The sequence below is a fragment of the Pseudomonas sp. Root401 genome (genome assembly GCF_001425105.1).
GTDB classification, from domain to species: domain Bacteria; phylum Pseudomonadota; class Gammaproteobacteria; order Pseudomonadales; family Pseudomonadaceae; genus Aquipseudomonas; species Aquipseudomonas brassicacearum.
The window spans coordinates 143,713-169,776 of sequence record NZ_LMDO01000064.1 but is presented as its reverse complement, the minus strand read 5'-3'; the positions used below and the strand labels follow the sequence as shown (position 1 = coordinate 169,776).

At 61.6% G+C, this 26,064-nt stretch carries 19 protein-coding genes; 13 read left to right on the top strand and 6 right to left on the bottom strand.

The window, feature by feature from the left end:
• Positions 1-217 precede the first annotated feature (217 nt).
• Positions 218-832 carry a GNAT family N-acetyltransferase gene (locus ASC85_RS28035; RefSeq protein WP_057452230.1) on the top strand — a complete coding sequence of 205 codons (615 nt, stop codon included), beginning with the start codon at positions 218-220 and terminating at the stop codon, positions 830-832.
• On the opposite strand, the gene ASC85_RS28030 is transcribed toward ASC85_RS28035, so the two are convergent.
• On the bottom strand, positions 798-1,691 hold the full coding sequence (locus ASC85_RS28030; RefSeq protein WP_057452229.1) for a LysR family transcriptional regulator: 894 nt from the start codon (positions 1,689-1,691) through the stop codon (positions 798-800). The genes ASC85_RS28035 and ASC85_RS28030 overlap by 35 nt on opposite strands.
• A gap of 86 nt (positions 1,692-1,777) precedes the next feature.
• Positions 1,778-2,041, bottom strand: a complete 264-nt coding sequence (locus ASC85_RS28025) for a hypothetical protein (protein WP_057452228.1) — start codon at positions 2,039-2,041, stop codon at positions 1,778-1,780.
• Positions 2,042-2,226: 185 nt separating this feature from the next.
• On the opposite strand from ASC85_RS28025, the gene ASC85_RS28020 reads away from it, so the two are divergent.
• A complete protein-coding gene (locus ASC85_RS28020; protein ID WP_057452227.1) occupies positions 2,227-2,784 on the top strand; it encodes an NADPH-dependent FMN reductase in 558 nt (185 codons plus the stop codon).
• A gap of 302 nt (positions 2,785-3,086) precedes the next feature.
• Positions 3,087-4,370 carry an arsenic transporter gene (locus ASC85_RS28015; RefSeq protein ID WP_057452226.1) on the top strand — a complete coding sequence of 428 codons (1,284 nt, stop codon included), beginning with the start codon at positions 3,087-3,089 and terminating at the stop codon, positions 4,368-4,370.
• A gap of 118 nt (positions 4,371-4,488) precedes the next feature.
• Here the strand turns inward: ASC85_RS28015 and ASC85_RS28010 are convergent, their stop codons facing one another.
• A complete protein-coding gene (locus ASC85_RS28010) occupies positions 4,489-5,454 on the bottom strand; it encodes a DUF1853 family protein (protein WP_057452225.1) in 966 nt (321 codons plus the stop codon).
• 105 nt (positions 5,455-5,559) lie between these two features.
• Here ASC85_RS28010 and ASC85_RS28005 point away from each other — a divergent pair, with 105 nt between their 5' ends.
• The 10 genes from ASC85_RS28005 to ASC85_RS27960 all read left to right on the top strand — a co-directional run bounded on the left by ASC85_RS28005 (position 5,560) and on the right by ASC85_RS27960 (position 17,940).
• The gene (locus ASC85_RS28005) at positions 5,560-6,450 is read left to right on the top strand and encodes an NAD(+) kinase (RefSeq protein ID WP_003202709.1); all 891 of its coding nucleotides are present in this window, start codon (positions 5,560-5,562) and stop codon (positions 6,448-6,450) included.
• Positions 6,447-7,421, top strand: coding sequence for a metallophosphoesterase (locus ASC85_RS28000; RefSeq protein WP_177343186.1), 975 nt, complete (start codon positions 6,447-6,449; stop codon positions 7,419-7,421). Before ASC85_RS28005 ends, ASC85_RS28000 begins: the two co-directional genes overlap by 4 nt.
• Positions 7,422-7,460: 39 nt before the next feature.
• Complete coding sequence (locus ASC85_RS27995) at positions 7,461-8,810, top strand: ATP-binding protein (protein WP_043042393.1); 1,350 nt, start codon at positions 7,461-7,463, stop codon at positions 8,808-8,810.
• Entirely contained in the window at positions 8,810-9,295 is a 486-nt protein-coding gene (locus ASC85_RS27990) for a hypothetical protein (RefSeq protein WP_043042394.1), read from the top strand. The genes ASC85_RS27995 and ASC85_RS27990 overlap by 1 nt, the downstream gene beginning before the upstream one ends.
• Entirely contained in the window at positions 9,295-10,218 is a 924-nt protein-coding gene (locus ASC85_RS27985; RefSeq protein ID WP_057452223.1) for a tetratricopeptide repeat protein, read from the top strand. The genes ASC85_RS27990 and ASC85_RS27985 overlap by 1 nt, the downstream gene beginning before the upstream one ends.
• Before the next feature lie 74 nt (positions 10,219-10,292).
• Positions 10,293-10,553, top strand: coding sequence for a YeaC family protein (locus ASC85_RS27980; protein WP_057452222.1), 261 nt, complete (start codon positions 10,293-10,295; stop codon positions 10,551-10,553).
• A complete protein-coding gene (locus ASC85_RS27975; RefSeq protein WP_057452221.1) occupies positions 10,550-11,380 on the top strand; it encodes a DUF2797 domain-containing protein in 831 nt (276 codons plus the stop codon). Before ASC85_RS27980 ends, ASC85_RS27975 begins: the two co-directional genes overlap by 4 nt.
• 13 nt (positions 11,381-11,393) lie before the next feature.
• Positions 11,394-14,051 (top strand): aminopeptidase N, encoded by a 2,658-nt coding sequence (gene pepN / locus ASC85_RS27970; protein ID WP_057452220.1) that lies wholly within the window; start codon positions 11,394-11,396, stop codon positions 14,049-14,051.
• Between the two features lie 417 nt (positions 14,052-14,468).
• Positions 14,469-15,521 (top strand): WD40/YVTN/BNR-like repeat-containing protein, encoded by a 1,053-nt coding sequence (locus ASC85_RS27965; protein WP_057452219.1) that lies wholly within the window; start codon positions 14,469-14,471, stop codon positions 15,519-15,521.
• A 43-nt stretch (positions 15,522-15,564) separates the two neighbouring features.
• Entirely contained in the window at positions 15,565-17,940 is a 2,376-nt protein-coding gene (locus ASC85_RS27960) for an efflux RND transporter permease subunit (RefSeq protein ID WP_057452218.1), read from the top strand.
• Between the two features lie 408 nt (positions 17,941-18,348).
• Here ASC85_RS27960 and ASC85_RS27955 read toward each other — a convergent pair whose 3' ends face one another.
• From ASC85_RS27955 to ASC85_RS27945, 3 genes are all read right to left on the bottom strand, one after another.
• Entirely contained in the window at positions 18,349-23,028 is a 4,680-nt protein-coding gene (locus ASC85_RS27955; RefSeq protein ID WP_057452217.1) for a dermonecrotic toxin domain-containing protein, read from the bottom strand.
• Between the two features lie 217 nt (positions 23,029-23,245).
• Positions 23,246-23,965, bottom strand: coding sequence for a FadR/GntR family transcriptional regulator (locus ASC85_RS27950; RefSeq protein WP_003202686.1), 720 nt, complete (start codon positions 23,963-23,965; stop codon positions 23,246-23,248).
• A 276-nt stretch (positions 23,966-24,241) separates the two neighbouring features.
• The gene (locus ASC85_RS27945) at positions 24,242-25,978 is read right to left on the bottom strand and encodes an IlvD/Edd family dehydratase (RefSeq protein ID WP_003202685.1); all 1,737 of its coding nucleotides are present in this window, start codon (positions 25,976-25,978) and stop codon (positions 24,242-24,244) included.
• Positions 25,979-26,064: the final 86 nt, after the last annotated feature.

The window sequence follows — 26,064 nt, the reverse complement described above, 5'->3', positions numbered from 1 at the left end:
GATCGCAGGCTTCGCCAGCTCCTACAGGGCCCATCGCGAGCAAGCTCGCTCCCACAGGATCATTCATCGTTCATTTCTCGCCACAATCGCCACGACCTTCTACCCTGAGGTAACGGGCAGGCTACGGATCCCGCTTGATGTGTGAAGATTTGAAAGACAAGGGCAATGGATGGCACCACGCCGTTGGTTGTCTCAAGGAATGAGGACCTTCCCCAGTATGCAACCGGTCATGAATCCCAAACACCCCGGGTTGTCGGTGCGCATCGTCGATGATGGCTTTGCCGCCTATATCTGGGGCAGTGACTTCAGCTTCGAAGTCAGCGACTACGGGACGGCGCAGATCGGCCGGCCCGTCAACCAGTGGCCGGTGACGCCCATTGTTCCCTATCGCAAGTGCTATGGCATCGATCCCGAGGAGTTCAGCAGCTTCCGCGATGCCCCGGACAGCGAGATCTTCATGGCTTATCTCGATGACCAGCCCGTGGGGCATCTGGTGGTCAGTACCAACTGGAACGGCTATGCCCACATCGACGAGTTGGCGGTGCACGCCCCGGCCCGTCGCCATGGGGTGGCCAAGGCGTTGCTCGATGTCGCCCAGTTCTGGAGTCGCAAGAAAAAACTGCCGGGCATCATGCTCGAGACCCAGAACAACAATCTGGGTGCGTGCCGGCTCTATGAGCGTTGCGGCTACGTGCTTGGCGGTATCGATCACCTGCGCTATCGCGGCATTGACCGGCATACCGACGAAGTGGCGTTGTTCTGGTACCGGCTGTTCGACGATCCGCTGGGCATGTCGATCAGTGGTTCAGCAACGCCTCGGCTTGTTCCGTAACCCGTTCCAGCAGCGATTGGACGGCGGGTGAGGGCTGTGTGCCGTTCAGGCTCAGGGCATAGAGGCCAATCGCAATGGCGGGCGATACCGGGCAGACGTCCAGGCCACTGCCCTTGGCGCCCGAGGCAGTGAACGGGTCGACGATGGCAAGGCCTTCGCCGGCCTCGACCATGGCGCGCATCATCTGATGGGTCTGGACGCGGATCTGGATCATTGGCGCCGGACGCAGTGCCGCCAGTTTATGCTCGAACGCTGGGCTCAGTGGGTCATGGCCGTCCAGGCCTACCAACGGCTGGCCCGCCAGGTCCTGGAGCGAAATGTATTTCTGTCGTGGTTGCAGCCAGCCGTGAGGTGCCAGCAATTGCAGTTTGCCCTGGGCGATCATCTGGCAATGGATGTCGGGGTGTTCAGGGTCGTGCAAGCTCAGGCCCAGGTCGCTTTCACGCAACAGCAGGCTGTGGACGATGTCGCGGGTCGGTTGGCTGAGCAGGGTGCAGGGCGCATCGGGATGGCGGCGACGCAGGGCGGCGATGCTCTGGGGCAACAACTGCTGGGCCAGCGGCGGGGTGCAGATAATGCGCAAGGGTGGCGCCTGATAGTGTTTCAGGCTGCTGGCCAGGCGCTGCACCGGTTCGAGGGTGTCGTATACCCGCGTGATGCCGTCGCGCAGTTCGAGGGTTTCCCGAGTCGCCTGCAAGCGCCCGCGCACACTGGCAAACAGCATGAAGCCTAGCTGCGCCTCGGCATCGCGCAGGATCGCCTCGACCTCTGCCACTGGCAATTGCAGCCATTCGGCCGCCGTGCCGAGGTGGCCGGTCTGCAGCAGCGCCTGGATCACTTCGATGTGGCGTAAACGCATGCAAGAAGTCCGTGTTCGGCGGGTGAGTCATTGAGTGGCCGAATCCTAACCCAAGTTCGGGCGTGACTTCTGCTCATAACTGTCAGTTATGAAGCTATTTGCGTTTCAGTGGGGGTTTGCACCTGCAGTGGCGCTTCCGGTTCGCGCGTCAATTCGATTTGAGATTGCACCAGCATAAATTTGCCGTCTTCGAGTTTATTGACTCGATCACCGATGGCCAGCTTATACGTGGTCACAGGCTCCTTGCCGTTTCCGTCGAGCGAGGGGGTCGATTCCTGAAACTCATGCACTGAATAGACGCGACCTTCGGCGTCCCGCGCATGAAATTGTCCGACAAGTACTGCTGCCATTGCTTAGAACCTCTGGAAATAAATCACTCGATTTGCGGTTCTGTAGACCCTGGTCAAGCGCGGTAAGTTTTCCTACATGAAAAAAATAGTCCAACCGGCCGGTTTTTGTCGCTCCACTGGTCCAATTGTCACCCCGATCATCTATAACTACAGGCTCCTTTGAGCCGACAGTCGAGAAGCCTCTCATGAGTAATGTCTACACAGTGGCCGTTTTAGTGGGCAGCCTGCGCAAGGCATCGATCAACCGCAAGGTCGCGCTGGCGCTGGCTGAGCTGGCGCCAGCCAACCTCAAACTGAACATCGTCGAGATCGGCGAGTTGCCGCTCTACAACGAAGACATCGATGTTTCCCCTCCGGCAGCCTACAGCACTTTCCGTCAGCAGGTGGGCGCGGCCGACGCTTTGTTGTTCGTCACGCCTGAGTACAACCGCTCGGTACCGGCGCCGCTGAAAAACGCCATTGACGTTGGCTCGCGTCCCTACGGCCAGAGTTGCCTGAGTGGCAAGCCGGGCGCGGTGATCAGTGCTTCGCCGGGCGCCATCGGTGGTTTTGGTGCCAACCATCATTTGCGCCAGTCGCTGGTATTCCTTGACGTTCCCTGCATGCAACAGCCGGAAGCCTACCTGAGCGGAGCCGGGACGGCGTTTGACGAGGCGGGCAACCTGTCGGAGTCGGTACGGCCCTTCCTGCAGACGTTCATCAATGCCTACGGCAAGTGGGTCGAGCAGCACAAGAAGGTTTGATGCTCCTCTGGATTTCAGGCAAGTCACCTTTGTGGTGAAGTGATTTTCTGTGGGAGCAAGGTCTGTGGGAGCAAGGCTTGCCCGCGATGGCAGCGCCGCGGTTTACCAGCTGAACCGCGATATCGTTCATCGCGGGCAAGCCTTGCTCCCACAGTGGGAAAGCCTCCCTCGCGACATCGGCCATTCATCTGCGCGCTTTACTGGATATTCGAATTTCCATATATTCGCCCCTTCGCACCACCACGCCGTTCTTCGTCACGTCTGATTCCCACTTTTCTATCCTTCTTCCAAGGCTGTTGCGCATGCTGATCGCGTCATTGATTTTCCTGCTGACCATTACGTTGGTGATCTGGCAGCCCAAGGGGCTTGGCGTCGGCTGGAGTGCGACGCTCGGCGCGCTGCTGGCGTTGTTGAGCGGGGTGGTGCAGGTCGGCGACATTGCGCTGGTCTGGCAGATTATCTGGAACGCCACCGGTACGTTTGTCGCGCTGATCATCATCAGCCTGCTGCTGGACGAGGCCGGCTTCTTCGCCTGGGCGGCCTTGCACGTGGCCCGTTGGGGAAAGGGCCGCGGGCGCAAGCTGTTTGCGTTCATGGTGCTGCTGGGGGCGCTGGTGTCGGCCCTGTTTGCCAATGACGGGGCGGCGTTGATCCTGACGCCCATCGTGATTTCGATGCTGCTGGCGTTGCGGTTTTCCCCGGCGGCGACCCTGGCCTTCGTGATGGGTGCCGGTTTCATTGCCGACAGCGCGAGCCTGCCGCTGGTGGTGTCGAACCTGGTGAACATCGTCTCGGCGGACTTCTTCGGCATTGGCTTCAACCGTTACGCGGCGGTCATGGTGCCGGTGAACCTGGTCAGTGTGGCGGCCAGCCTGGCGATCTTGCTGTGGTTCTTTCGTCGCGACATCCCGCGCGACTACGACCCGCATCAACTGGACGATCCGGCGACGGCGATCCACGACAAGGCAACGTTTTATGCCGGCTGGGTGGTGCTGGTGATCCTGCTGCTGGGCTGCTTTGCGCTGGAGCCGCTGGGGATTCCCATCAGCGCGATCTCGGCGGTCTGCGCAGCGCTGCTGTTGGCCGTCGCGGCCCGCGGCCACAAGATTTCCACCCGCAAGGCGATGAAGGAAGCGCCCTGGCAGATCGTGATTTTTTCCCTCGGGATGTATCTGGTGGTCTATGGCCTGCGCAATGCCGGGCTGACCGACTACCTGGCCCATTGGCTCGACGGCTTCGCCGAATATGGCGTGTGGGGGGCGGCCATGGGCACCGGCATACTGACGGCGTTGCTCTCGTCGGCCATGAACAATTTGCCGACGGTGCTGGTCGGCGCCTTGTCCATCGATGCCAGCCAGGCCACCGGGGCGGTGAAGGAGGCAATGATCTACGCCAATGTCATCGGCAGCGACCTGGGCCCGAAAATCACCCCGATCGGCAGCCTGGCGACTTTGCTGTGGCTGCATGTGCTGGAGCGCAAGAACATCCAGATCGGCTGGGGGTATTACTTCAAGGTCGGGATCGTGCTGACGGTGCCGGTGTTGCTGGTGACGTTGGCGGCGCTGGCGGTGCGGTTGTCCCTGTAGGAGCTGCCGAGCGAAGCGAGGCTGCGATCTTTCCCCCACGGCACTTGAGTCTCAAGCGAAAGATCAAGATCAAGAGATCGCAGGCTTCGCCAGCTCCTACAGGGCATACGCCAATCTATTAAGCATTACCCGGCACATCCGGCCAAAGATCGGCCACCAGGAATAGCCGCTCAGCTTCTTCCCACTCCCCCTCGGCATTTTCAGTCAGGCGCACCATCAGTTGCGCCGGCGCCATCGGGTCGAGGTCCAGTCGCCAGGCGTCCAGTTGCGCGGTGCTCCAGGTCTGCTCCGCCGGATAATGCGCCGGGGCCAGCCAGGCGGCGCGGGGCAGGGGTTGCCAGCGCCCAGGTGGGCGCTGGGCGACGAATGCAGGCCAATCCCGCTGGTGCAGCCAACTGCCCCGCAAATGCCGGGGATGCGCGCCGGCGGGCGGGTCGGCGTGGCCCGGCCAGGGGTAGAGCAGGTAGCCGCCGAGCCAGAGCTCGGAGCGGAACACCTCGAGGCCGGTCGGCTCAATGCCCAGTGCCGCCAGGGCCGCACGGCTTTCCGGACGGGCCGAGATCGGCAATTGGTGTTCGCGCAGATGCGCCAGCTTGCGGTCGAGCCGGTCATGGCAACCCGGGCCCAGCCATTGCGCGGCGTCCAGCCCGTTGCCTTGTTGGGGGCCGAGGTACAACTTGATCGCCAACTCCAGATGATGGATGCCGTCACGATCGCGCAGCAGCAGGTCCAGTTCGCCCAGGGTATGGCCTTCGTGGCGGATCGGCAGGTTCGCGGCAATCAGCTCGATGCCAGGAGCGTGCTGCACGGCAAACTGCCACAGCCTTTCGTAATACAGGCCCAGGCGTCGCGTCCGTCCCAGGGACAGGCAGTGCAGCAGCGGGTAGCTGTCGCGGTCCAGTTGTCGCAGCCAGTGCTCCAACTGATCCGGCGCCTGCACCCAGTCGCTGCCGGCCAGGGGATGGCGCTGGGGCCAGGGCGTGTCGATGAGCATCGGCGGGGCGATGATCGCCCACGCGAGGTCGCGCACTTCGGGATGGCGAAGGCGGCGGGGCAAGTCCAGCAATTCAGGGAACAGGATCATTTTGCGAGCATAGCTGCTGCGACGAAGGCTTAAAGGATTTTGTCTATGGAGCGCTTTCGCCCATAATCGTGGTTTTCGCCCGATGCAGACCCTCGCAGGAGCCCCATGGAGCAATTTCGCAATATCGGCATCATCGGTCGCCTGGGCAGTTCGCAGGTGTTGGACACCGTTCGCCGTCTCAAACGTTTCCTCCTGGAGCGACACCTGCATGTGATCCTCGAAGATACCATCGCCGAAGTCTTGCCGGGCCATGGCCTGCAGACGTCGTCGCGCAAGATGCTGGGCGAGGTCTGCGACATGGTGATCGTGGTCGGCGGCGACGGCAGCCTGCTGGGGGCCGCCCGGGCCTTGGCGCGGCACAATATCCCGGTGCTGGGGATCAACCGGGGCAGCCTGGGGTTCCTAACCGATATCCGCCCTGACGAGCTGGAAACCAAGGTCGCCGAGGTGCTGGACGGCCACTACCTGGTGGAAAACCGCTTCCTGCTGCAAGCCGAGGTCCGTCGTCACGCCGAGGCCATCGGCCAGGGCGATGCCCTCAATGACGTGGTGCTGCACCCCGGCAAATCCACGCGCATGATCGAATTCGAGCTGTACATCGACGGCCAGTTCGTCTGCAGCCAGAAGGCCGACGGCCTGATCGTCGCGACCCCGACCGGTTCCACGGCCTACGCGCTCTCGGCCGGCGGGCCGATCATGCACCCCAAGCTCGACGCTATTGTGATTGTGCCCATGTACCCCCATACCTTGTCTGGGCGACCGATTGTGGTCGATGGCAACAGTGAGCTGAAAATCGTCGTGTCCAAGGATATGCAGATCTACCCGCAGGTGTCCTGTGACGGCCAGAACCATTTCACCTGCGCGCCGGGTGACACCATCACCGTCAGCAAAAAAGCGCAGAAGCTGCGCCTGATCCATCCGCTGGATCACAATTACTACGAAGTCTGCCGGACCAAGCTCGGCTGGGGCAGTCGGTTGGGGGGTGGAGGCGACTGATGCTCGATCCTGCGCGCAGTTACGATTTGATCGGTGACGTGCATGGATGCGCCCTGACCCTGGAACACCTGCTGGACCGACTCGGTTACCACAAGCAGGGTGGGGTCTGGCGGCATCCGTCGCGCATGGCTGTGTTCCTGGGGGACATTATCGACCGTGGCCCGCGGATTCGCGAGGCGCTGCACATCGTCCACGACATGGTCGTGGCCGGCCAGGCGCTGTGCATCATGGGCAACCACGAGTTCAACGCCCTGGGCTGGAGCACACCGGCTTTGCCGGGCAGCGGCCAGCGCTACGTGCGCGAACACACACCGCGCCATGCCCGCCTGCTCAACGAGACCCTGACCCAGTTCGAGCAGCATCCCGGCGACTGGCATGACTTTCTCAAGTGGTTCTACGAGCTGCCGCTGTTTGTCGACGCCGGCCGGTTCCGGGTGGTGCATGCCTGTTGGGATGCGGGCCTGATCGAACCGCTGCGTGGCCTGTTCCCGGACGGTTGTGTCGACGAGCATTTCCTCCAGGCTTCGGCGCAACCGGGCAGTTTTGCCAGCACGGTGTTCGATCGTTTGCTGCGTGGCACCGACATGCGCCTGCCCCATGGCCTGACGCTGACCGGTGGCGATGGCCTGACCCGTTCGTTTTTCCGCACCAAGTTCTGGGAAGACGACCCGCAGACCTACGGGGACATCGTGTTCCAGCCCGACGCCTTGCCAGAACCGGTGGCCCGCACACCGCTGTCGCCGGATGAAAAAAACAACCTGCTGCGCTATGGCGTCCATGAACCGTTGCTGTTCGTCGGCCACTATTGGCGCAGCGGCAAGCCCGCGCCCATCCGCCCGAACCTGGCCTGCCTGGATTACAGCGCGGTGCTCTACGGCAAGCTGGTCGCCTATCGCCTCGACCAGGAAACCCGCCTGGATCCGCACAAGTTCGTCTGGGTCGACGTCGAGCGGCCGGAGGTGATGCAGTGAGGCTGTCTGTCACACGAACGCATTTTTTGAGGAAGTGCCATGGATGATTCGACGTTCGACCAACTGGAGGCCGCGCTCCTTGCCGCGCCCGGTAACGTCGCGCTGCTGACACTGCTGCTCAACGCCAGTGTCGAGCGCAGCGAGTACGCGCGCGGGCTTGAGTTGCTGCCTGCCGATCTTGAGCAATGGAGCGATGCCCAGGCCTTGAAAATGGCTGCGGCCGGGTTATGTATCGCCGCGGGCCAGGCGCAACGGGCCCTTCGCCTGATTGAAGGCGACGAGCCTGCTGCGCGGATGCTCAGGGCGCGCGCCTTTGCGGCCCTGGAGCAGATGAAGGAGGCCCAGGTGGAATACCGCGCCGCGGTGGATGCCAACCCGGCCCTTGAAGACATGGCGCTATGGCGTCGGTTGAACGTATCCGTGACCGACTTTTCAGCTGCGCAAGGGCGTCCGCGCTTGCGCGTGATCTCCAATGACAACACGGACCAGACCGAGGTCCGTCGACTGTTGATGCCGGAAAAGGAAGTCCTGTCCTTCGATGACATCGGTGGCCTGGACGAGCTGAAGAAAACCATCCACAAAAAAATCATCCTGCCATATCAGAAGCCCGGCCTGTTCCAGCGCTTTCGCAAGCGGGTCGGCGGTGGCGTGTTGCTCTATGGGCCTCCAGGGTGTGGCAAGACCATGCTGGCCCGGGCCACGGCCGGGGAGTGCAAGGCGACGTTCTTCAACGTGGCCATTTCCGATGTCCTGGACATGTACATCGGCGAGTCCGAGCGCAAGTTACACGCGCTGTTCGAACAGGCCCGTGCCCAGGCGCCGGCGGTAATGTTTTTCGACGAGGTCGAGGCCTTGGGGGGCAAGCGCTCCAATACCCGGGATTCGACGTCTTCGAAACTTGTCAGTCAGTTCTTGTCTGAGATGGACGGTTTTACCAAGGACAATCACGGCGTACTGATTCTCGCCGCGACCAACGTGCCTTGGTCGGTGGACTCGGCTTTCAGGCGTCCGGGGCGTTTTGACCGGGTACTGTTCGTGCCGCCGCCGGACCGGCCGGCCCGGGAAGCCATGCTCAAATTGATGATGCAAGGCCGTCCGATGGCCGAGGACATCGACTTTGCCTTCCTGGCGAAAAACACCTCGGGCTTTTCCGGTGCGGACCTGGGTGAGTTGGTGGAAACCGCCGCTGACGAAGCGATCGAAGAGTCCATCAGCGGCGCGAGCGAGCAACCGATCTGCGACCGACATTTCAAGCAGGCGCTCAAGGAAGTACGGGCAACCACCCTGGAATGGCTGACCACGGCGCGCAATTACGCGCGTTACGCCAATGAAGGCAACCAGTACGACGAAGTGCTGGCCTTCCTCGACAAACATGGGAAGGGCCGTTGATGGCGCAGTACGGTGGTTATCGCATTGAAGACGAACCGCGTCCGGGCGCTCTGGCCAAGTGGGCCGTCTCGCCTTTTTGGCCGTTGTTGGGGCTGATGCTGGGGGGCGCCTGGCTCGGCTTGCCGTGGTTTGTCTTCAACGCCATCGCGGTGGGCAGCCCGACCCGCGTACGTGAGTGGTTGCTGGCCGGCCTTTGCCTGGTGGGCAGCCTGGTCATCGGCGTGGTGCTGCTGCAATTGGTGGACGCCGGTTACATTCAGAACCAGGCGCAGATCCAATACGCCTTGTTGACCCTGGTGGTGTGGAAACTTGCCATCGGGTATCTGCTGTTCATGCAGCAAAATGCGACCATCGAGATCTACCAGTACTACGGTGGCGTGCTGAACCGCTTTGGCTTGCCCGTCGTGCTGGTTGGCGCTTTCGTGCTCAAGGGCATGGTCATCAAGTGGGTGCCTGCCACTCTCTGGTATCTGGTGGTGAGCTGATGAATACCGATTATCTGCTGCAACTGGCGTATCAACGCTTGCAGGCCGACCATTACGACGGTGCTATCGACGCGCTGCGCCAATTGCTGGCGAGCGATCCGGATTCGGCCGAAGCCCATGCGTTGCTGGCGGTATGCCTGATCAATCTACGCCGCGTGCATGCTGCCAGGCGCGAGGTGCAGTTGGCGCTGGCAGCCGATGCACAACTGCCGCTCGCCCATTACGCCGCCGCCCAGGTTGCCATTGCCCTGCGCAAGTTCAAGCTGGCCCAGGAACACTTGACCCAGTTGCTGGACATGGAACCGCTCAATCCGGTCAATTACCGCACCCTGGCCGATCTTTACCAGTTGACCGGCCGTCTGGGGCAAAGTCGCGAGCCGTTGGAAAAAGCCCTGGAACTGGGGCCCGACGATGCGTCAAATCTGGTTGCCATGGCCCAGTTTTATCGTACCAGCGGCGACTGGGGGAAGGCGCACCAGTTCGCCCGCCAGGCCTTGCAGGCCGAACCGGGGCATACCGGGGCCGTGGTGGTGCTTGGGCATCTGTTGTTGCGCGAAGGTGACGTCGAGGGCGCGCGTGAGCACGCCATCTGGGCCTTGCAGGAAAACGCCAATGACCGGGCCGCGCTGCACTTGCTGACCGCCGTCAAGGCCCGCAGCAGTCTGTTTTTAGGAACATGGTGGCGCTTCAACAGTTGGATGAGCGAGCGTAGCGCCAGTCGCGCCATTGTGGTGCTGTTGCTCATGTTCGTGGTCTATCGGGTGGTGGTCATCACCCTGACGGCCCAGGGCTACCCGCAGGTGGCCCAGGCGATTGACTGGTTGTGGCTGGGGTTTGCCGCATACACCTTTACCGCGCCACAGATATTCAGGCGCTCCCTGGAAAAAGAGCTGGCCCAGGTCAAGCTGTCCAGGGAATTCTAAATTCGCGGGTATCCACACGGCTGTCAGTCGTGCTTTGCCTTGGAAAACCACGACATTATTGGAGATTGCTTAACATGTCGTCTTTTGCAGAAATGATCCAGAACATCACACCCGACATCTACCGGAGCCTGAAACTGGCGGTGGAAATCGGTAAATGGGCCGATGGCAACAAGCTCACCGCCGAGCAGCGCGAACTGTCGCTGCAGGCGATGATCGCCTGGGAAATCCAGAACCTGCCCGAAGAGGAGCGTACTGGTTACATGGGCGCGCAGGAATGCCATTCGAAGTCCACTGAAGTGCCGAATATCCTGTTCAAGTCGGACGCCATCCATTGATCGAGATTGGCCGCGGTGCAATCAGCAAGATGTCGGCGCGCCTTGACGGGCCGACCGTTCAATACGCCTTTCGCCTGGGCGATGTCGAGGTGCCGGTCAACCCGTTGATCGGCAGCACGGTGCGCCTGGAGTACCTCGGTGCGATCCACTGCACCCATTGTGGACGCCGGACCAAGACCAGCTTCAGCCAGGGTTATTGCTACCCCTGCATGACCAAGCTGGCCCAGTGCGACCTGTGCATCATGAGCCCCGAGCGTTGCCATTACGAGGCGGGCACCTGTCGCGACCCAGCCTGGGGCGAGCAGTTCTGCATGACCGATCATGTGGTCTACCTGGCCAATTCCTCGGGCGTGAAAGTCGGCATCACCCGCGCCACGCAATTGCCGACCCGCTGGCTGGACCAGGGCGCCAGCCAGGCGCTGCCGATCCTGCGGGTCGCCACTCGCCAGCAGTCGGGGTTTGTCGAAGACCTGTTCCGCAGCCAGGTGGCGGACAAGACCAACTGGCGCGCCTTGCTCAAGGGCGACGCCGCGGCGGTGGACCTGCCGGCGATCCGCGACTCGCTGTTCGAAAGCTGCGCCCAGGGATTGCAGGGCTTGCAGGAACGATTTGGCCTGCAAGCGATCCAGACCATAGCGGACGTCGAGCCCATCGAGATCCGTTATCCGGTGGAGCAGTACCCGGCCAAGATCGTCAGCTTCAACCTGGACAAGAACCCGATCGCCGAAGGCACGCTGCTGGGGATCAAGGGCCAGTACCTGATTTTTGACACCGGCGTGATCAATATTCGTAAATACACGGCCTACCAGCTCGCCGTGCATCAGTAGAAGGATTCGACCTATGCGCACCGAACAACCGAAGATGATTTACCTGAAGGACTATCAGGCCCCCGAGTACCTGATCGATGAGACGCACCTGACCTTCGAGTTGTTCGAGGACCACAGCCTGGTCCATGCGCAACTGGTGATGCGCCGTAACCCCGAGCGTGGTGCCGGGCTGCCGCCGCTGGTGCTCGATGGCCAGCACCTGGAACTGCTCTCGCTCAAGCTCGACGACGCCGACCTGGGGCAGGGCGACTATCAGCTGGACGACAGCCACCTGACCGTTCACCCCAAGGCCCAGGCCTTCACGGTCGACACCACCGTCCGGATCCACCCGGAAACCAACACCGCCCTGGAAGGTTTGTACAAATCCGGCAGCATGTTCTGCACCCAGTGCGAGGCCGAGGGTTTCCGCAAGATCACCTATTACCTCGACCGTCCGGATGTAATGAGCAAGTTCACCACTACCGTGGTGGCCGAGCAGCACAGCTATCCGGTGCTGTTGTCCAACGGCAACCCGATTGCCAGCGGCCCCGGCGAAGACGGCCGGCACTGGGCGACCTGGGAAGACCCGTTCAAAAAGCCGGCCTACCTGTTTGCTCTGGTGGCCGGCGACCTGTGGTGCGTCGAAGACACCTTCACTACCCTGAGCGAGCGCACCGTGGCGCTGCGCATCTATGTCGAGCCGGAAAACATCGACAAATGCCAGCACGCCATGACCAGCCTGAAGAAGTCGATGCGCTGGGATGAAGAGGTGTACGGGCGCGAGTACGACCTGGACATCTTCATGATTGTTGCGGTCAACGATTTCAACATGGGTGCCATGGAGAACAAGGGCCTCAATATCTTCAACTCCAGCGCCGTGCTGGCCCGCGCCGAAACCGCCACCGATGCCGCGCACCAGCGGGTCGAGGCGATCGTTGCCCACGAATACTTCCATAACTGGTCGGGCAACCGCGTGACCTGTCGCGACTGGTTCCAACTGTCGCTCAAGGAAGGTTTCACGGTGTTCCGCGACGCCGGGTTCTCGGCCGACATGAACTCCGCCACCGTCAAACGCATCCAGGACGTGGCGTACCTGCGTACCCACCAGTTCGCCGAAGACGCCGGCCCCATGGCGCACCCGGTGCGTCCGGACAGCTTTATCGAGATATCCAACTTCTACACCCTTACCGTGTACGAAAAGGGCTCGGAAGTGGTTGGCATGATCCACACCCTGCTGGGGCCTGAGGGTTTCCGCAAGGGCAGTGACCTGTACTTCGAACGCCACGACGGCCAGGCCGTGACCTGCGACGACTTCATCAAGGCCATGGAAGATGCCAACGGCGTCGACCTGACCCAGTTCAAGCGTTGGTACAGCCAGGCCGGTACACCACGGCTGGCGGTGAGCGAGTCTTACGACGCCGCCGCCAAGACCTACAGCCTGACCTTCAGCCAGAGTTGCCCGCCGACCCCGGACAAGCAGGAAAAGCTGCCGTTCGTGATTCCCGTGGAGCTCGGCCTGCTGGACAGCCAGGGTGCTGAAATCCCTCTGCGCCTGGCCGGCGAAGCGGCGGCAGACGGCACGTCCCGGGTGATCTCGGTGACCGAAGCCGAGCAGACCTTCACCTTTGTCGACATCGCCGAACAGCCGCTGCCTTCGTTGCTGCGGGGTTTCTCGGCGCCGGTGAAGCTGAGCTTCCCGTACAACCGCGACCAGTTGATGTTCCTGATGCAGCACGACAGCGACGGCTTCAACCGCTGGGATGCCGGCCAGCAATTGTCGGTACAGGTGCTGCAGGAACTGATCGCCCAGCATCAGCAGGGCGCCAGCCTGGTGCTGGATCCGCGTCTGGTCAGTGCATTGCGCAGCGTGCTGTCGGACGAGTCCCTGGACCAGGCCATGGTCGCCGAAATGCTCTCGCTGCCAAGCGAAGCCTACCTGACGGAAATCAGCGAAGTGGCTGACGTCGAGGCGATCCATGCCGCCCGTGAGTTCGCCCGCCAGCAGTTGGCCGAGAACCTGTTCGAAGCCCTGTGGCTGCGTTATGCAGCCAACCGCGACTTGTCGAAGAAAACCCCTTACGTGGCCGAGGCCGAGCATTTCGCCCGTCGCGCGTTGCAGAACATCGCGCTGTCGTACCTGATGCTCGCCGGCAAGCCTGAGGTGCTGAGTGCGACCCTGGAGCAGTTCGACACCGCCGATAACATGACCGAGCGGCTGACTGCGCTGGCGGTGCTGGTCAACTCGCCGTTCGAAGCCGAGAAGGCCAAGGCTCTGGAAGTGTTTGCGGAAAACTTCAAGGGCAACCCGCTGGTCATGGACCAATGGTTCAGCGTCCAGGCCGGCAGCCCGTTGCCGGGTGGCCTGGCGCGGGTCAAGGCATTGATGGAGCACCCGGCGTTCAATATCAAGAACCCGAACAAGGTGCGGGCGCTGGTGGGGGCGTTTGCCGGGCAGAACCTGATCAACTTCCACGCGGCCGACGGTTCGGGTTATCGCTTCCTGGCGGACCTGGTCATCCAGCTCAATGGCTTCAACCCCCAGATCGCCTCCCGGCAACTGGCCCCGCTGACTCGCTGGCGCAAATACGACAGCGCCCGCCAGGCGCTGATGAAAGCCGAACTGGAGCGCATCCTGGCATCCGGCGCGCTTTCGGCCGATGTGTTCGAGGTGGTGAGCAAGAGCCTGGCATAAACAGGCACTGCCTTACCTTTGTGGCGAGGGAGCTTGCTCCCGCTGGCTGTAGGAGCTGTGTAGGCGCTGTGTAGGAGCTGTGTAGGAGCTGTCGAGTGCAACGAGGCTGCGATCTTTCCCAATACACTTGAATCTCAAGCGAAAGATCAAAAGATCGCAGGCTTCGCCAGCTCCTACAGAGGCCAGCGGGAGCAAGCTCCCTCGCCACATTCATCACCCTCGCGAATGTCTTCTGATTCACCCTTGGCCGATATCCCCCCTGGTTAACAAAAGATAACGTGGCGTCGATTGTCAGACCTTTCGAAAGCCCGATAGGATAGGTCTGCTTCCGAAGTGGCTCTAGATTGCAGGTTTCAGGACTATGCTCCAGGACTGGCAAGGTACCAAGCCATAACAATAATAATGGGGGAAAGGTCTATGAATGAGCCTGTCATGGCTGTGGGCCGCAGCCGGCCGCCGATGCTGCGCAGAGTCGCGTTGCTGGCTTCGGCGCTCTCGCTGCTGGGCTCTGCGGTGTTGTCGGCACCGGTGATGGCTGTTGCAGCGTCGACGTCCGATGTCATCTATTCCGTCGAATCGGCCAAGGCCAGCAAAACCTTGATGCTCGATGTGGTCCACGCCGGCCAGCGCCTGGTGGCGGTCGGTGATCGCGGGCACATTGTCTATTCGGACGACCAGGGCACGTCCTGGACCCAGGCCAAGGTGCCGACTCGCCAACTGCTCACGGCGGTATTTTTCGTCGATGACAAACACGGCTGGGCCGTGGGGCACGACGCGCAGATCCTCGCCAGCGATGACGGTGGCAGCAGCTGGACCAAGCAATTCGAAGACCTCACCCGCGAAGCACCCCTGCTGGACGTCTGGTTCAAGGATGCCAGCAACGGTTTCGCCGTGGGCGCCTACGGCGCACTGCTGGAAACCACCGACGGCGGCAAGCACTGGGAAGACGCCAGCGACCGCCTCGAAAACGAAGACCAGTTCCACCTCAATGCGATAGCCGCCGTGAAAGATGCCGGGCTGTTCATTGTCGGCGAGGCTGGCAGCATGTTCCGCTCCGCCGACTGGGGCCAGACCTGGGAAAAGGTCGAAGGCCCGTACGAAGGCTCGCTGTTCGGGGTCATCGGTACGACCCAGCCTTCGACGTTGCTGGCCTATGGCTTGCGCGGCAACCTTTATCGTTCCACTGACTTCGGCGGCACTTGGGATCAGGTCGAGCTCAAGGCCGCGCGCGGTGCCCTGGAGTTCGGCCTGTCAGGCGCCACGCTACTGGCGGACGGTTCCATCGTGATTGTCGGCAACGGCGGCAGCGTCGTGCGCAGTACCGACGACGGCGAGACCTTCAGCGTGTTCAACCGCCCGGACCGAATTTCCGTGGCGGCCGTCACGGCGGCAGGCAATGGCAACCTGATCCTGGCGGGGCAAGGCGGCGTTCGTGCCACCACGTCCACCGGCGCCGAACTGAGCAAATGAGTCACGCCTGCAAGACGGGCACAAAAACAAGAAGGCGGACCCCATGAGCAGTCATCACCAAGACAAGGCGACGTTCCTCGAGCGCCTGATTTTCAACAACCGCCCGGCAGTGATCATCATTTGCCTGCTGGTCAGCATTTTCCTGTTCTGGCAGGCCACGCTGATCCGGCCGTCCACCAGTTTCGAAAAAATGATCCCCCTCGAGCACCCCTTCATCCAGAAGATGCTCGAGCACCGCAACGACCTGGCGAACCTGGGCAACACGGTGCGTATTTCCGTGGAGGCCACCAACGGCGACATCTTCTCCAAGGAATACATGGAGACCCTGCGTCAGATCCACGACGAGGTCTTCTACATCTCCGGCGTCGACCGTTCCGGGCTCAAGTCGTTGTGGAGCCCAAGCGTGCGCTGGACCGAAGTGACGGAGGAGGGCTTTGCCGGCGGCGAGGTGATTCCCCAGAGCTACAACGGTTCGGCCGACAGCCTCGATCTGCTGCGTAATAACGTGCTCAAGTCCGGCCAGGTCGGGCGCCTGGTAGCCAACGACTTCAAGTCGAGCATCATCGATATCCCGCTGCTGGAGTCCTATCCCGACCCGCAGGACCAGGGCAAATTGCTCGCCCTCGACTACCGGAAGTTCTCCCACGAGCTTGAAGACAAGATCCGCAACAAGTTCGAAGCCCAGAACCCCAACGTGCAGATCCATATCGTCGGTTTCGCCAAGAAGGTCGGCGACCTGATCGACGGCCTGGTCATGGTGGTGCTGTTCTTCGGCGTGGCTTTCGTCATCACCCTGATCCTGCTGTACTGGTTCACCAACTGCATGCGCAGTACCGTCGCGGTATTGACCACCACCCTGGTGGCGGTGGTCTGGCAACTGGGGCTGATGCATGCGGCCGGTTTCGGCCTGGACCCGTACTCGATGCTGGTGCCGTTCCTGATCTTCGCCATCGGCATTTCCCATGGGGTGCAGAAAATCAACGGCATCGCCTTGCAGTCCAGCGATGCGGACAATGCCCTGACAGCGGCACGGCGCACCTTCCGGCAGTTGTTCCTGCCGGGGATGATCGCGATCCTGGCGGACGCCGTGGGCTTCATCACCTTGCTGATCATCGACATCGGCGTGATCCGCGAACTGGCCATTGGCGCCTCCATCGGTGTGGCGGTGATCGTGTTCACCAACCTGATCCTGCTGCCGGTGGCGATCTCCTACGCCGGCATCAGCAAGCGTGCGGTCGAGCGCAGCAAGAAAGACGCGACCCGCGAACATCCGTTCTGGCGCCTGCTGTCGAACTTCGCCAGCGCCAAGGTCGCGCCGGTGTCCATTGCCCTGGCGGTGATCGCCTTTGGCGGTGGCCTCTGGTACAGCCAGAACCTGAAGATCGGCGACCTGGACCAGGGCGCGCCGGAACTGCGTCCGGACTCGCGCTACAACCAGGACAACAACTTCATCATCAGCAACTATTCCACCAGCTCCGATGTACTGGTGGTGATGGTCAAGACCAAGGCCGAAGGCTGCTCGCGCTATGAAGCCATGGCCCCCATCGATGAGCTGATGTGGAAGATGCAGAACACCGAGGGGGTGCAGTCGGCGATTTCCCTGGTGACCGTGTCCAAGCAAATGATCAAGGGCATGAACGAGGGCAACCTGAAATGGGAGACCCTGTCGCGCAACCCTGACGTGCTGAACAACTCCATTGCCCGGGCCGATGGCCTGTACAACAACAGTTGCTCCCTGGCACCAGTGCTGGTGTTCCTCAACGACCACAAGGCCGAGACGTTGGACCGCGCGGTGAAGGCGGTGCAGGACTTCGCCAAGGAAAACAACCGCGATGGCCTGGAGTTCATCCTTGCCGCCGGTAACGCTGGCATCGAAGCGGCCACCAATGAAGTGATCAAGGAGTCGGAGCTGACCATCCTGATCCTGGTGTACATCTGCGTGGCGACCATGTGCATGATCACCTTCCGTTCCTGGGCGGCGACGCTGTGCATCGTGCTGCCGCTGGTGCTGACCTCGGTGCTGGGCAACGCCCTGATGGCGTTCATGGGCATTGGCGTGAAGGTCGCGACCTTGCCAGTGGTGGCTCTGGGCGTGGGGATTGGCGTGGACTACGGCATCTACATCTACAGCCGCCTGGAGAGTTTCCTGCGCGCCGGGTTGCCGTTGCAGGAGGCTTACTACCAGACGCTGAAATCCACCGGCAAGGCGGTGCTGTTCACCGGTTTGTGCCTGGCCATCGGTGTATGCACCTGGATCTTCTCGGCCATCAAGTTCCAGGCGGACATGGGGTTGATGCTGACGTTCATGTTGCTGTGGAACATGTTCGGCGCGCTGTGGCTGCTGCCGGCGCTGGCGCGGTTCCTGATCAAGCCTGAGAAACTGGCGGGGCAGAAGGGCAATTCGTTGTTTGCGCATTGATGGGGTGCTGAACCGTGTTGCTTTCCACCCAGTGTAGGAGCTGGCGAAGCCTGCGATCTTTTGATCTTTCGCTTGAGATTCAAGTGTCTGGGGAAAGATCGCAGCCTCGTTGCACTCGACAGCTCCTACATAGCTCCTACAGCCAGCGGGAGAAAGCTCCCTCGCCACAATGAATGACACCCGCCTTTTTGATCGTTCCCACGCTCTGCGTGGGAATGCATCCTGTGACGCTCTGCGTCACCTTCCAGAAGCGGAACGCGGAGCGTCCCTGGCGACATTCCCACGCAGGAGCGTGGGAACGATCGAAAGGCGGTCGCTTCGCAACCGAGCGGGAGAAAGCTCCCTCGCCACAATGAATGACACCCGCCTTGGGTGAGCGGCATCACAACCCTTACGCTTGCGTTGTCATCAGGTCGCCAACGGCAAGAACTTGCTCTGCGCCATGAGCTTGCCGATTTTCCCTCGATGCACATTCACCACCGCGTAGGGGCTATCCGCCCTGGCGAGCAGCGAGTGATAGTCTTCCCTGCGTTGTGCCTTGGTTTTCAGGTGCGCGACGCTGTAGTCGGCTTTCGGCGTATCGATTTTTTCGTAGTGAAAATGCGCATACCAAAGGGGGAAGCCGTCCCGGTCGTTGATGGCATATTCCTGGAGGAAATCCTGGCGGGCTCCTTTCAAGGCCTTGCGTTCACCCAGTCGTGCAACTTGAATCAGGTCTTTTTCGAACAGGTACTGGAGGTTGCCGTCGGTGGGCGGCAGGTGCAGGCTCAGTTCGACACGCAGGGCGCTGCCCCTGGACGTCAGTCTGGAGATGGCCTCGGCCAACTGCCTGCCCAGCGCTTGATCAGCCGCTGTGCGTGGCGTTTGTGAGGCGGCGAAGGCCCTGTCGAGTTCTTCAGAAAGCGTGCGGAAGCGACTTGCCTCATTGTTCATGATCTCCTCGATTTCCTGAGGATGACGGCAACGCTTTTTATAGCTTTCAGCGCGGCGGAGACGTTTTTCCAGCTCCTCCAGCAGTGTTCGCGCATCGCCGTTGATCGCGTTGATCGATCGGGTCCTGGGGGCTGGAACCGGTCGGTGTACGTCGACAACGTCCCAGACGTCGTCGTGACGTGAATAGGTGGCAAGCACTTGATTGTCGACTTCGGAGCGCAACTCGACGACTTCAATCGGCAAGGAGGTGCCGGCAGGTTTCAGATCACCAATCAGAACGCCGCTCCTGCGGGTCTTGATCACCTTTTTCTGGGGGCGCCCGGAGTGCATCTTCGGGCGTTTGGGCGCACGTTTGCGCGGTGTCGGTTCGGGTTTGACTTCTGCCGCCAGTTTTCCGGAAGCGTCCTGGTACAGGCTGTCAAGCAGCGTGGTCAGCCTGTCGAAATAGGACTCGTTGATATCGTCGACATAAAGCGCCTTCATGCCCTGCAAGGCGTCGAGGGCCTCGCCATAATGCTCGGTCAGGCTGGTCAGTACCTCAAGCTGCTCAGAGGCGGTCAGGTCGTACAGTTGCAGGTCAGCGTGGGAGCGCACCTGCTCGGCCAATGGCCTGACGATGCGATACAGGCTATCGGGCAAGCTGGTTTCGGGGTGTTTGATGGCCAGCATCGGCAGGGCGGCCAACTGCAGGGCCTTGGTGCCGATGACATTCCTTTCATTCTGCGGACGGCCGCGGGTCAGGCGGTCGAATGCCTGGGCCCCCACCGAATCCAGGTTCAATAGCTTCTCCAGGTACTCATCCTTGAGTTGCAGCCAATGGATGGCGCGCTCATTGATGTCGCTCATGGCGTCAAGGAACATCACGTAGCCCTGCATGTCGCGAACCACGGCTTCTTCCACAAACGTTCCGGAAAACTGCGGGTGAGCGGCATTCAGGGCCCGTTGATCCATCTCGACGACCAGGAAGGCCTTGCGGGCATTGTTGACCACATTCTCCATCAGCCCGCGGACGCTTCCAGAGGGCAAGCCAATGCCCAGCCTTGCGCGCTCGGGCGCACTGTCGAGCAGTTTCAAATAGATGTCGGTCTGCTCGTTGAGCAGGTCATAAAACACTTTCCGTTTTGGCGCGCGCTGCTCCTCGGTATAGGCGTTTCCTTCCTCGAGCCGGGTCATCACTTGTTGGGCAATGTCCAGGGATCGTTGTCGTTCGTTCTCCTGGGTGAGGTAATTGTTCATTTCAGCGCTCAGCTCGATGGCTTTTTGGGCATTGAGGCGACGCTGGTCAGCCAGGCGCTTGGGTGGCGCACCGCCGCGCAGGCGCAACCGCAGGTCCAGGGACCAGTTGCCGTCGAGGTCCGATTGCAGCGCAGGTCCGGTCTGTGTCGGGTCGAGCGGGTCGACAATCGTGGTGCTGCCGTCCGGGTCCGGGTTGACTGGGTACAGGCCGTCTTGCAGCAACGCGTGCCATTTGTTGGCGATCACGTACAAGCCCTTGAACGGGCCATTTTCAATCGGCTCGGGCAGTGAAGCCGGGCGTGGCACCTGCATGCGCCGTATGCGGGTGCGTTGTTCCTGCGTCAGGTGGTGGCGAGGGCTGCTGAAACTGAAGTCCAGCGACCTGCTGGGTTGTTCGCCAGACAAGGCGACGGATCCTTCCAGAACGCTCGGCGAGGCCGGTTCGGGCCACTGCTGTGCAACGACACGTGGCGCGGGGGCGCGCATCGCTTGGTCCTTGATCGATGCGGGCGTGACTGCGCGAACCGGCGCACGGACGGCGGGAAACTGGCTCACCAGCATGGCCAGGTTGACCAGCAAGTCGACGGTGGCCAGTTCCCGGGTTGCCGGATCGTCACTGCTCAGGGCCGGGATATCTTGACTGGCGCTGGCCATCAGGCTCCATAGCCAGACGGTGGCCATGGCCGGGCCGCGCAGCAACGGAAACAGCAGTGTATTGAACAGCAGGCTGCTGCCCTTGAGTAACACCGCCCAGCGGCTTTCACTGTTGGAGACCGAGTTGCGGTCGGCCTGGGTGAGCAGGGCTCGGGCGTTGCAGCCGTAGAGGTACTGCATCAATTTGCCGTTGCGCAGGTATTGCAGCAGTTCATCGTTGCCGGCATCGACGGCGAGCGTTGCCGGAGCGGGTTTTTCGGGAACGCTGAACTCGTCGCCCTCGAAGAAACGCACGATGTGCGGCTCGAGGAAGCCGCCATTGGCATATACGGGGCGTGCGTCGTCGGACATCCAGGTCAGGATGCTGCTCTGCAAGTCTGTGGCGGTCACGACGGACTGCAACAGAGCCTGGCGCGTCGCAAACTCCAACAGCACGGGCGCGTACAGCGGGCGATACAACAGGTGCGGGCCTGTTCTGGCGTCCTGCGCCTCGACGATGAACATGTTGCTCACGAGGTCTGGCCGGGCCTGGGGCTTGCGCAGGAAGGCCAGGTGTCGAATGACCACGGGGCGACCGTCAACTTGCCGGTCCTCAGCATCGGGTTGCAGCAGGGCCTCGATCAGATGCAACCCTTGGCGGGTCATGCCGTTTTCGTTGTCGAGCATTTGTTGCAGCGCCTCGAGCGGCAACTGCGCCGGGAGTTGTTCGGCGAACGTCCGTTGAAATGCCTGCGCTTGAGGCGAGTCGCTCAACAGCGCTTGTTGCAGGTAGCGCGGATAAGCCGTGCCGATGTCGACCTGTTCGATCAGCCCGCCCGTGCGGGTAATGAAGTCCGGCGTCAACCAGGCAGGCAAGGCCAGGCCCCGGCGATGACTGAGTTGCAGGTTGCCACTGGGTCGGCCGACGAGGTTGTCGATGGCCAGTTGCGTCAGGCTCATCGTTCGTTTCGCGCGGATGCCAACGGTCCCGGGATATCCCGCCGAGACAGTGAACGTCAGTTCCACATCGTCGGGTTGGAAGTGACTGGGTTGCACCTTGGCCGGGCTGCTGTCGTTGGTCTTTCCCATCTGCGTGAGCAATGCGTCCGAGGTAAAAGCCTTGATGTCGCTGAGTGTGGGACGTCCTTGAGTGCGTTGCTTGATGCTGGCCAGCGCCAGGCTGCATCGCTGGAACGTTGTTCGATCGACGACGGAGGCCGTTTTCAGCCATTCGGGCAGCAGCGGCTCGAGGCGTGCCGATGTTTCAGAGGGGAGGTGCGGTGTGTCGTGCAGATAGCGAGCAGGATCGCTCAACTCGCTGTAGAGCGTCTTGAGGTCTGGCAGGCCGATTCGGGAGGGCAACTGTACCGCCTGCACATCGGCCAGTTGTTGCTCCAAGATCATGGCGGCCTGGGTGTCGAAGGCATGCCCGTCGATTTCGTAGCGTTGACAGGTCATGGTGTCGACGACATAGCGACTGGCGATCCGTTCGCCCCAATACCGGTTGAAGGCTTCCATCGACTCGAAGGACTGCACGGCGCTGCCGGGGCTGCAAAGCACAATGACGAGGCCGTAGCGTGTGTAATGAAGCAGCAGGATCTCGTTGCTGGGCAGCACGCTGCAGGAGGTGCCTTGGGTGACGGTAGTTTCCAGGCTGTAGGCGTAGACGGGCGGGACATTGTGGCTAAAGCGTTGTTCACGGTCCGGCCAGCGGACGATCTGGGCCAGGGTCTGGCGTGCCGGTTCGGTCAGCCCTGGCTGTTGCAGCCCCCGGATATGCAGCATGTTCTTGAGTGTGTCGCTGAGCCATTGCCAGCGGCTGGTGCGGACCGGGGCATCGGTTTGCGGGCGGGGGGCGATATCAGCGTTCCAATAACGGGTCAGTGCGTCTTCCAGCCCGATCGCAATGGTCGAGGGCAGTTCAAGCAGCAGTTTTTCGATGACCTGCATGTCGAGCTTTTCATCCCGTGGCCAAAGGCGCTGCGGCGGTGTGTCGGAGAGGTAGCAGTCAAGATTTCCCCAGGGGCTGAAATCCACGGATGTACCGAGGGCCAGGTATTCGAGCACCCGCGGCATGAACGGTTGAAAGTGCCAGCCACGGGTGATCGCAGTTGGTATGGCCAATTGGGTCTTGGCGAGGTCGATGGTCAGCGAGGGGTATCTGGCCTTGATGGCCTGTTGGAGCATTTGTTGCGCGACTTGCTCGAAGGTCGGGCGGTCGGCGAATGTCTGGCTGACGGTTTGCGCAAGGGCAGAGGGGCTGTCAGCCGGGGAGGGCGAGGTCATAAGAAGTCCTTTTCCTGAGCTCATGGCCGTCGGGATGACGACGAGTCAAGTATCGACCTCCTGTTTCCTGGTGTGCGGTATATAGCTACCGCCCTGGTGAGTGCGAGTTGTGGCAGGCCTGGTAGTCGCTACCGTAGGCTGCGATACATTCGCTTGGGATCCGATTGACAGGGAAAAGATCGCAGCCTCGTTGCACTCGGCAGCTCCTACACGGGGCTCAGGCTGGATCGTTGCCCAGTACCACGTTCAGCGCGCTGCGGGCATCGTCCAGTTGCACCAGCGTGGCATGGCGGGCACCGAGGGCGTCGCGGTTCTCGATGGCGGTGAGGATCGCCTTGTGGCGTGGCATCGCCAGCTCATGCAGGTTGGGCCGCTGGTTGGAATGCTTGAGCGCTTCGGCGATGGCGACCGAGAGCATGTTGCAGAGGTTGGCGAGCAGGTCGTTGTGGGTGGCGTCGGCGATGCGGCTGTGGAAGTCCAGGTCCGGTTGCAGCACGGCCTCGGGGGTCGGGGCCGCTTCCATGCGCTGGTAGGCCTCGCGGATGGAAGCGATGTCGTCCTCGTTGGCGAACTGTGCGGCGAGGGCGGCGGCGGCTGGTTCGATGATGCTGCGCACGCTGGTCAGCAGGTTGAAGAATTCATTCTGCGGGCTGCTCTGCATCAGCCAATGCAGCACATCCGGGTCGAGCATGTGCCATTCCCGCCGGGCCTTGACCACCGTGCCCACGCGCGGTCGCGAATACACCAGGCCCTTGGCAACCAGCACCCGCGTGGCTTCACGCAGCACCGGGCGGCTGACCGCGTACTCTTCGCACAACAAGGCTTCGGCGGGCAGTTTGTCGTCCGGTTTGAAGCGCCCGGAAACGATCTGCATGCCCAGTTCCTGGACGATGCGCGCGTGCATGCTTTTGCGGTCGGAGGGTTTACGGTAATCCATGGGATGCGGCGCGATCCTGTGCGAGGGGAGTGCTGCGCATGATAGCAGGCGCGGCGGATATTCATCAGGCCAAACCCTTGGGGCTGGTGACCTTGTGGCCAGAGATTGCTCCCGCTGGATTTGTGTAGGAGCTGCCGAAGGCTGCGATCTTTTGATCTTTTGATCTTTTGATCTTTCGCTTGAGATTCAAGTGTCAGGGGAAAGATCGCAGCCTCGTTGCACTCGACAGCTCCTGCACAGCTCCTGCACAGCTCTTGCACAGTACCTCATAGCGGGTCAGTGGGAGTGGCGTGGCACCTCGGCGCCGCGGCAGCCGACCAGGAAGTCGAAGTCGCAACCCTGGTCCGCTTGCAGCACGTGGTCGATGTACAACTGCCGGTAACCGCCCACCAACAGGTTCTGCGGTGGTGGCAGGTCGGCCAGGCGCGCCGCGAGTTCGGCGTCCGGGATGTCCAGGTGCAGGCGGCCGCTGGCGCAATCGAGTTCGATCCAGTCGCCTTCCTTCACCGCCGCCAGAGGTCCGCCGGCGGCGGCTTCCGGTGCCACGTGCAGGACCACCGTGCCGTAAGCGGTGCCGCTCATGCGTGCGTCGGAAATCCGCACCATGTCCGTCACACCCTGGGCCAGCAGCTTGGCGGGCAAGCCCATGTTGCCCACTTCGGCCATGCCCGGATAACCTTTCGGCCCGCAGTTTTTCATCACCAGGATCGAGTTGGCGTCCACGTCCAGTTCCGGGTCGTTGATCCGTGCCTTGTACTCGTCGAAGTTCTCGAACACCACCGCGCGACCGCGATGCTGCATCAGTTCGGCGGTGGCGGCGGACGGCTTGAGCACCGCGCCCAGTGGCGCCAGGTTGCCGCGCAGCACGCAGATACCGCCGTCGGCGCGGATCGGGTTGTCCAGAGTGCGGATGACTTCGTCCTGGCCGTAGATCGGTGCGTCCTTGGTGTTCTCGCCGAGGCTCTTGCCGTTGACGGTCAAGGCGTTCGGATGGGGAATCAGGTTGGCTTCGCCGAGGCGACGCAGCACGGCGGGCAGGCCACCGGCGTAGTAGAACTCTTCCATCAGGAAGCGCCCGGACGGCTGCAGGTCGACGATGGTCGGCATGCCGCGACCGATGCGGGTCCAGTCGTCCAGGTCCAGCTGCACGCCGATGCGACCGGCAATGGCCTTGAGATGGATCACCGCGTTGGTCGAACCGCCGATGGCCGCATTGACGCGGATGGCGTTTTCGAAAGCTTCCTTGGTCAGGATCTTCGACAGTTTCAGGTCTTCACGGACCATTTCCACGGCGCGCATGCCGGACATATGGGCCAGCACATAGCGCCGTGCGTCCACGGCCGGAATCGCCGCGTTGTGCGGCAGGGAAGTACCGAGGGCTTCGGCCATGCAGGCCATGGTCGAGGCGGTGCCCATGGTGTTGCAGGTGCCGGCCGAACGGGACATGCCGCCCTCGGCCGCAAGGAAATCGTCGATGGTGATGGTGCCGGCCTTGACCTGTTCGCTCAGTTGCCAGACCACGGTGCCCGAGCCGATGTCCTGGCCTTTGTGCTTGCCGTTGAGCATCGGCCCGCCGGTAACGACGATGGCCGGTACGTCACAACTGGCGGCGCCCATCAGCAGGGCGGGGGTGGTCTTGTCGCAGCCGGTGAGCAGCACCACGCCGTCAATCGGGTTGCCGCGAATCGCCTCTTCCACGTCCATGCTCGCCAGGTTGCGGGTCAGCATGGCGGTGGGACGCAGGTTCGATTCGCCGTTGGAGAACACCGGGAATTCCACCGGGAAGCCCCCGGCCTCGATCACACCGCGCTTGACGTGTTCGGCGATTTGCCGGAAGTGCGCGTTGCACGGCGTCAGCTCCGACCAGGTGTTGCAGATGCCGATGATCGGCTTGCCGTGGAACTGATGGTCGGCGATGCCCTGATTTTTCATCCAGCTGCGGTACATGAAGCCGTTCTTGTCGGCGGTGCCAAACCATTGGGCCGAGCGCAGGGAGGGTTTCTTATCAGACATGATCGATTCTCTTATTGTATGACTATATTGTTCTAGCTGAAGCGTAACATAAGCGCAATTTGTGCGGTTTGGAAGTGTTGTTGGCT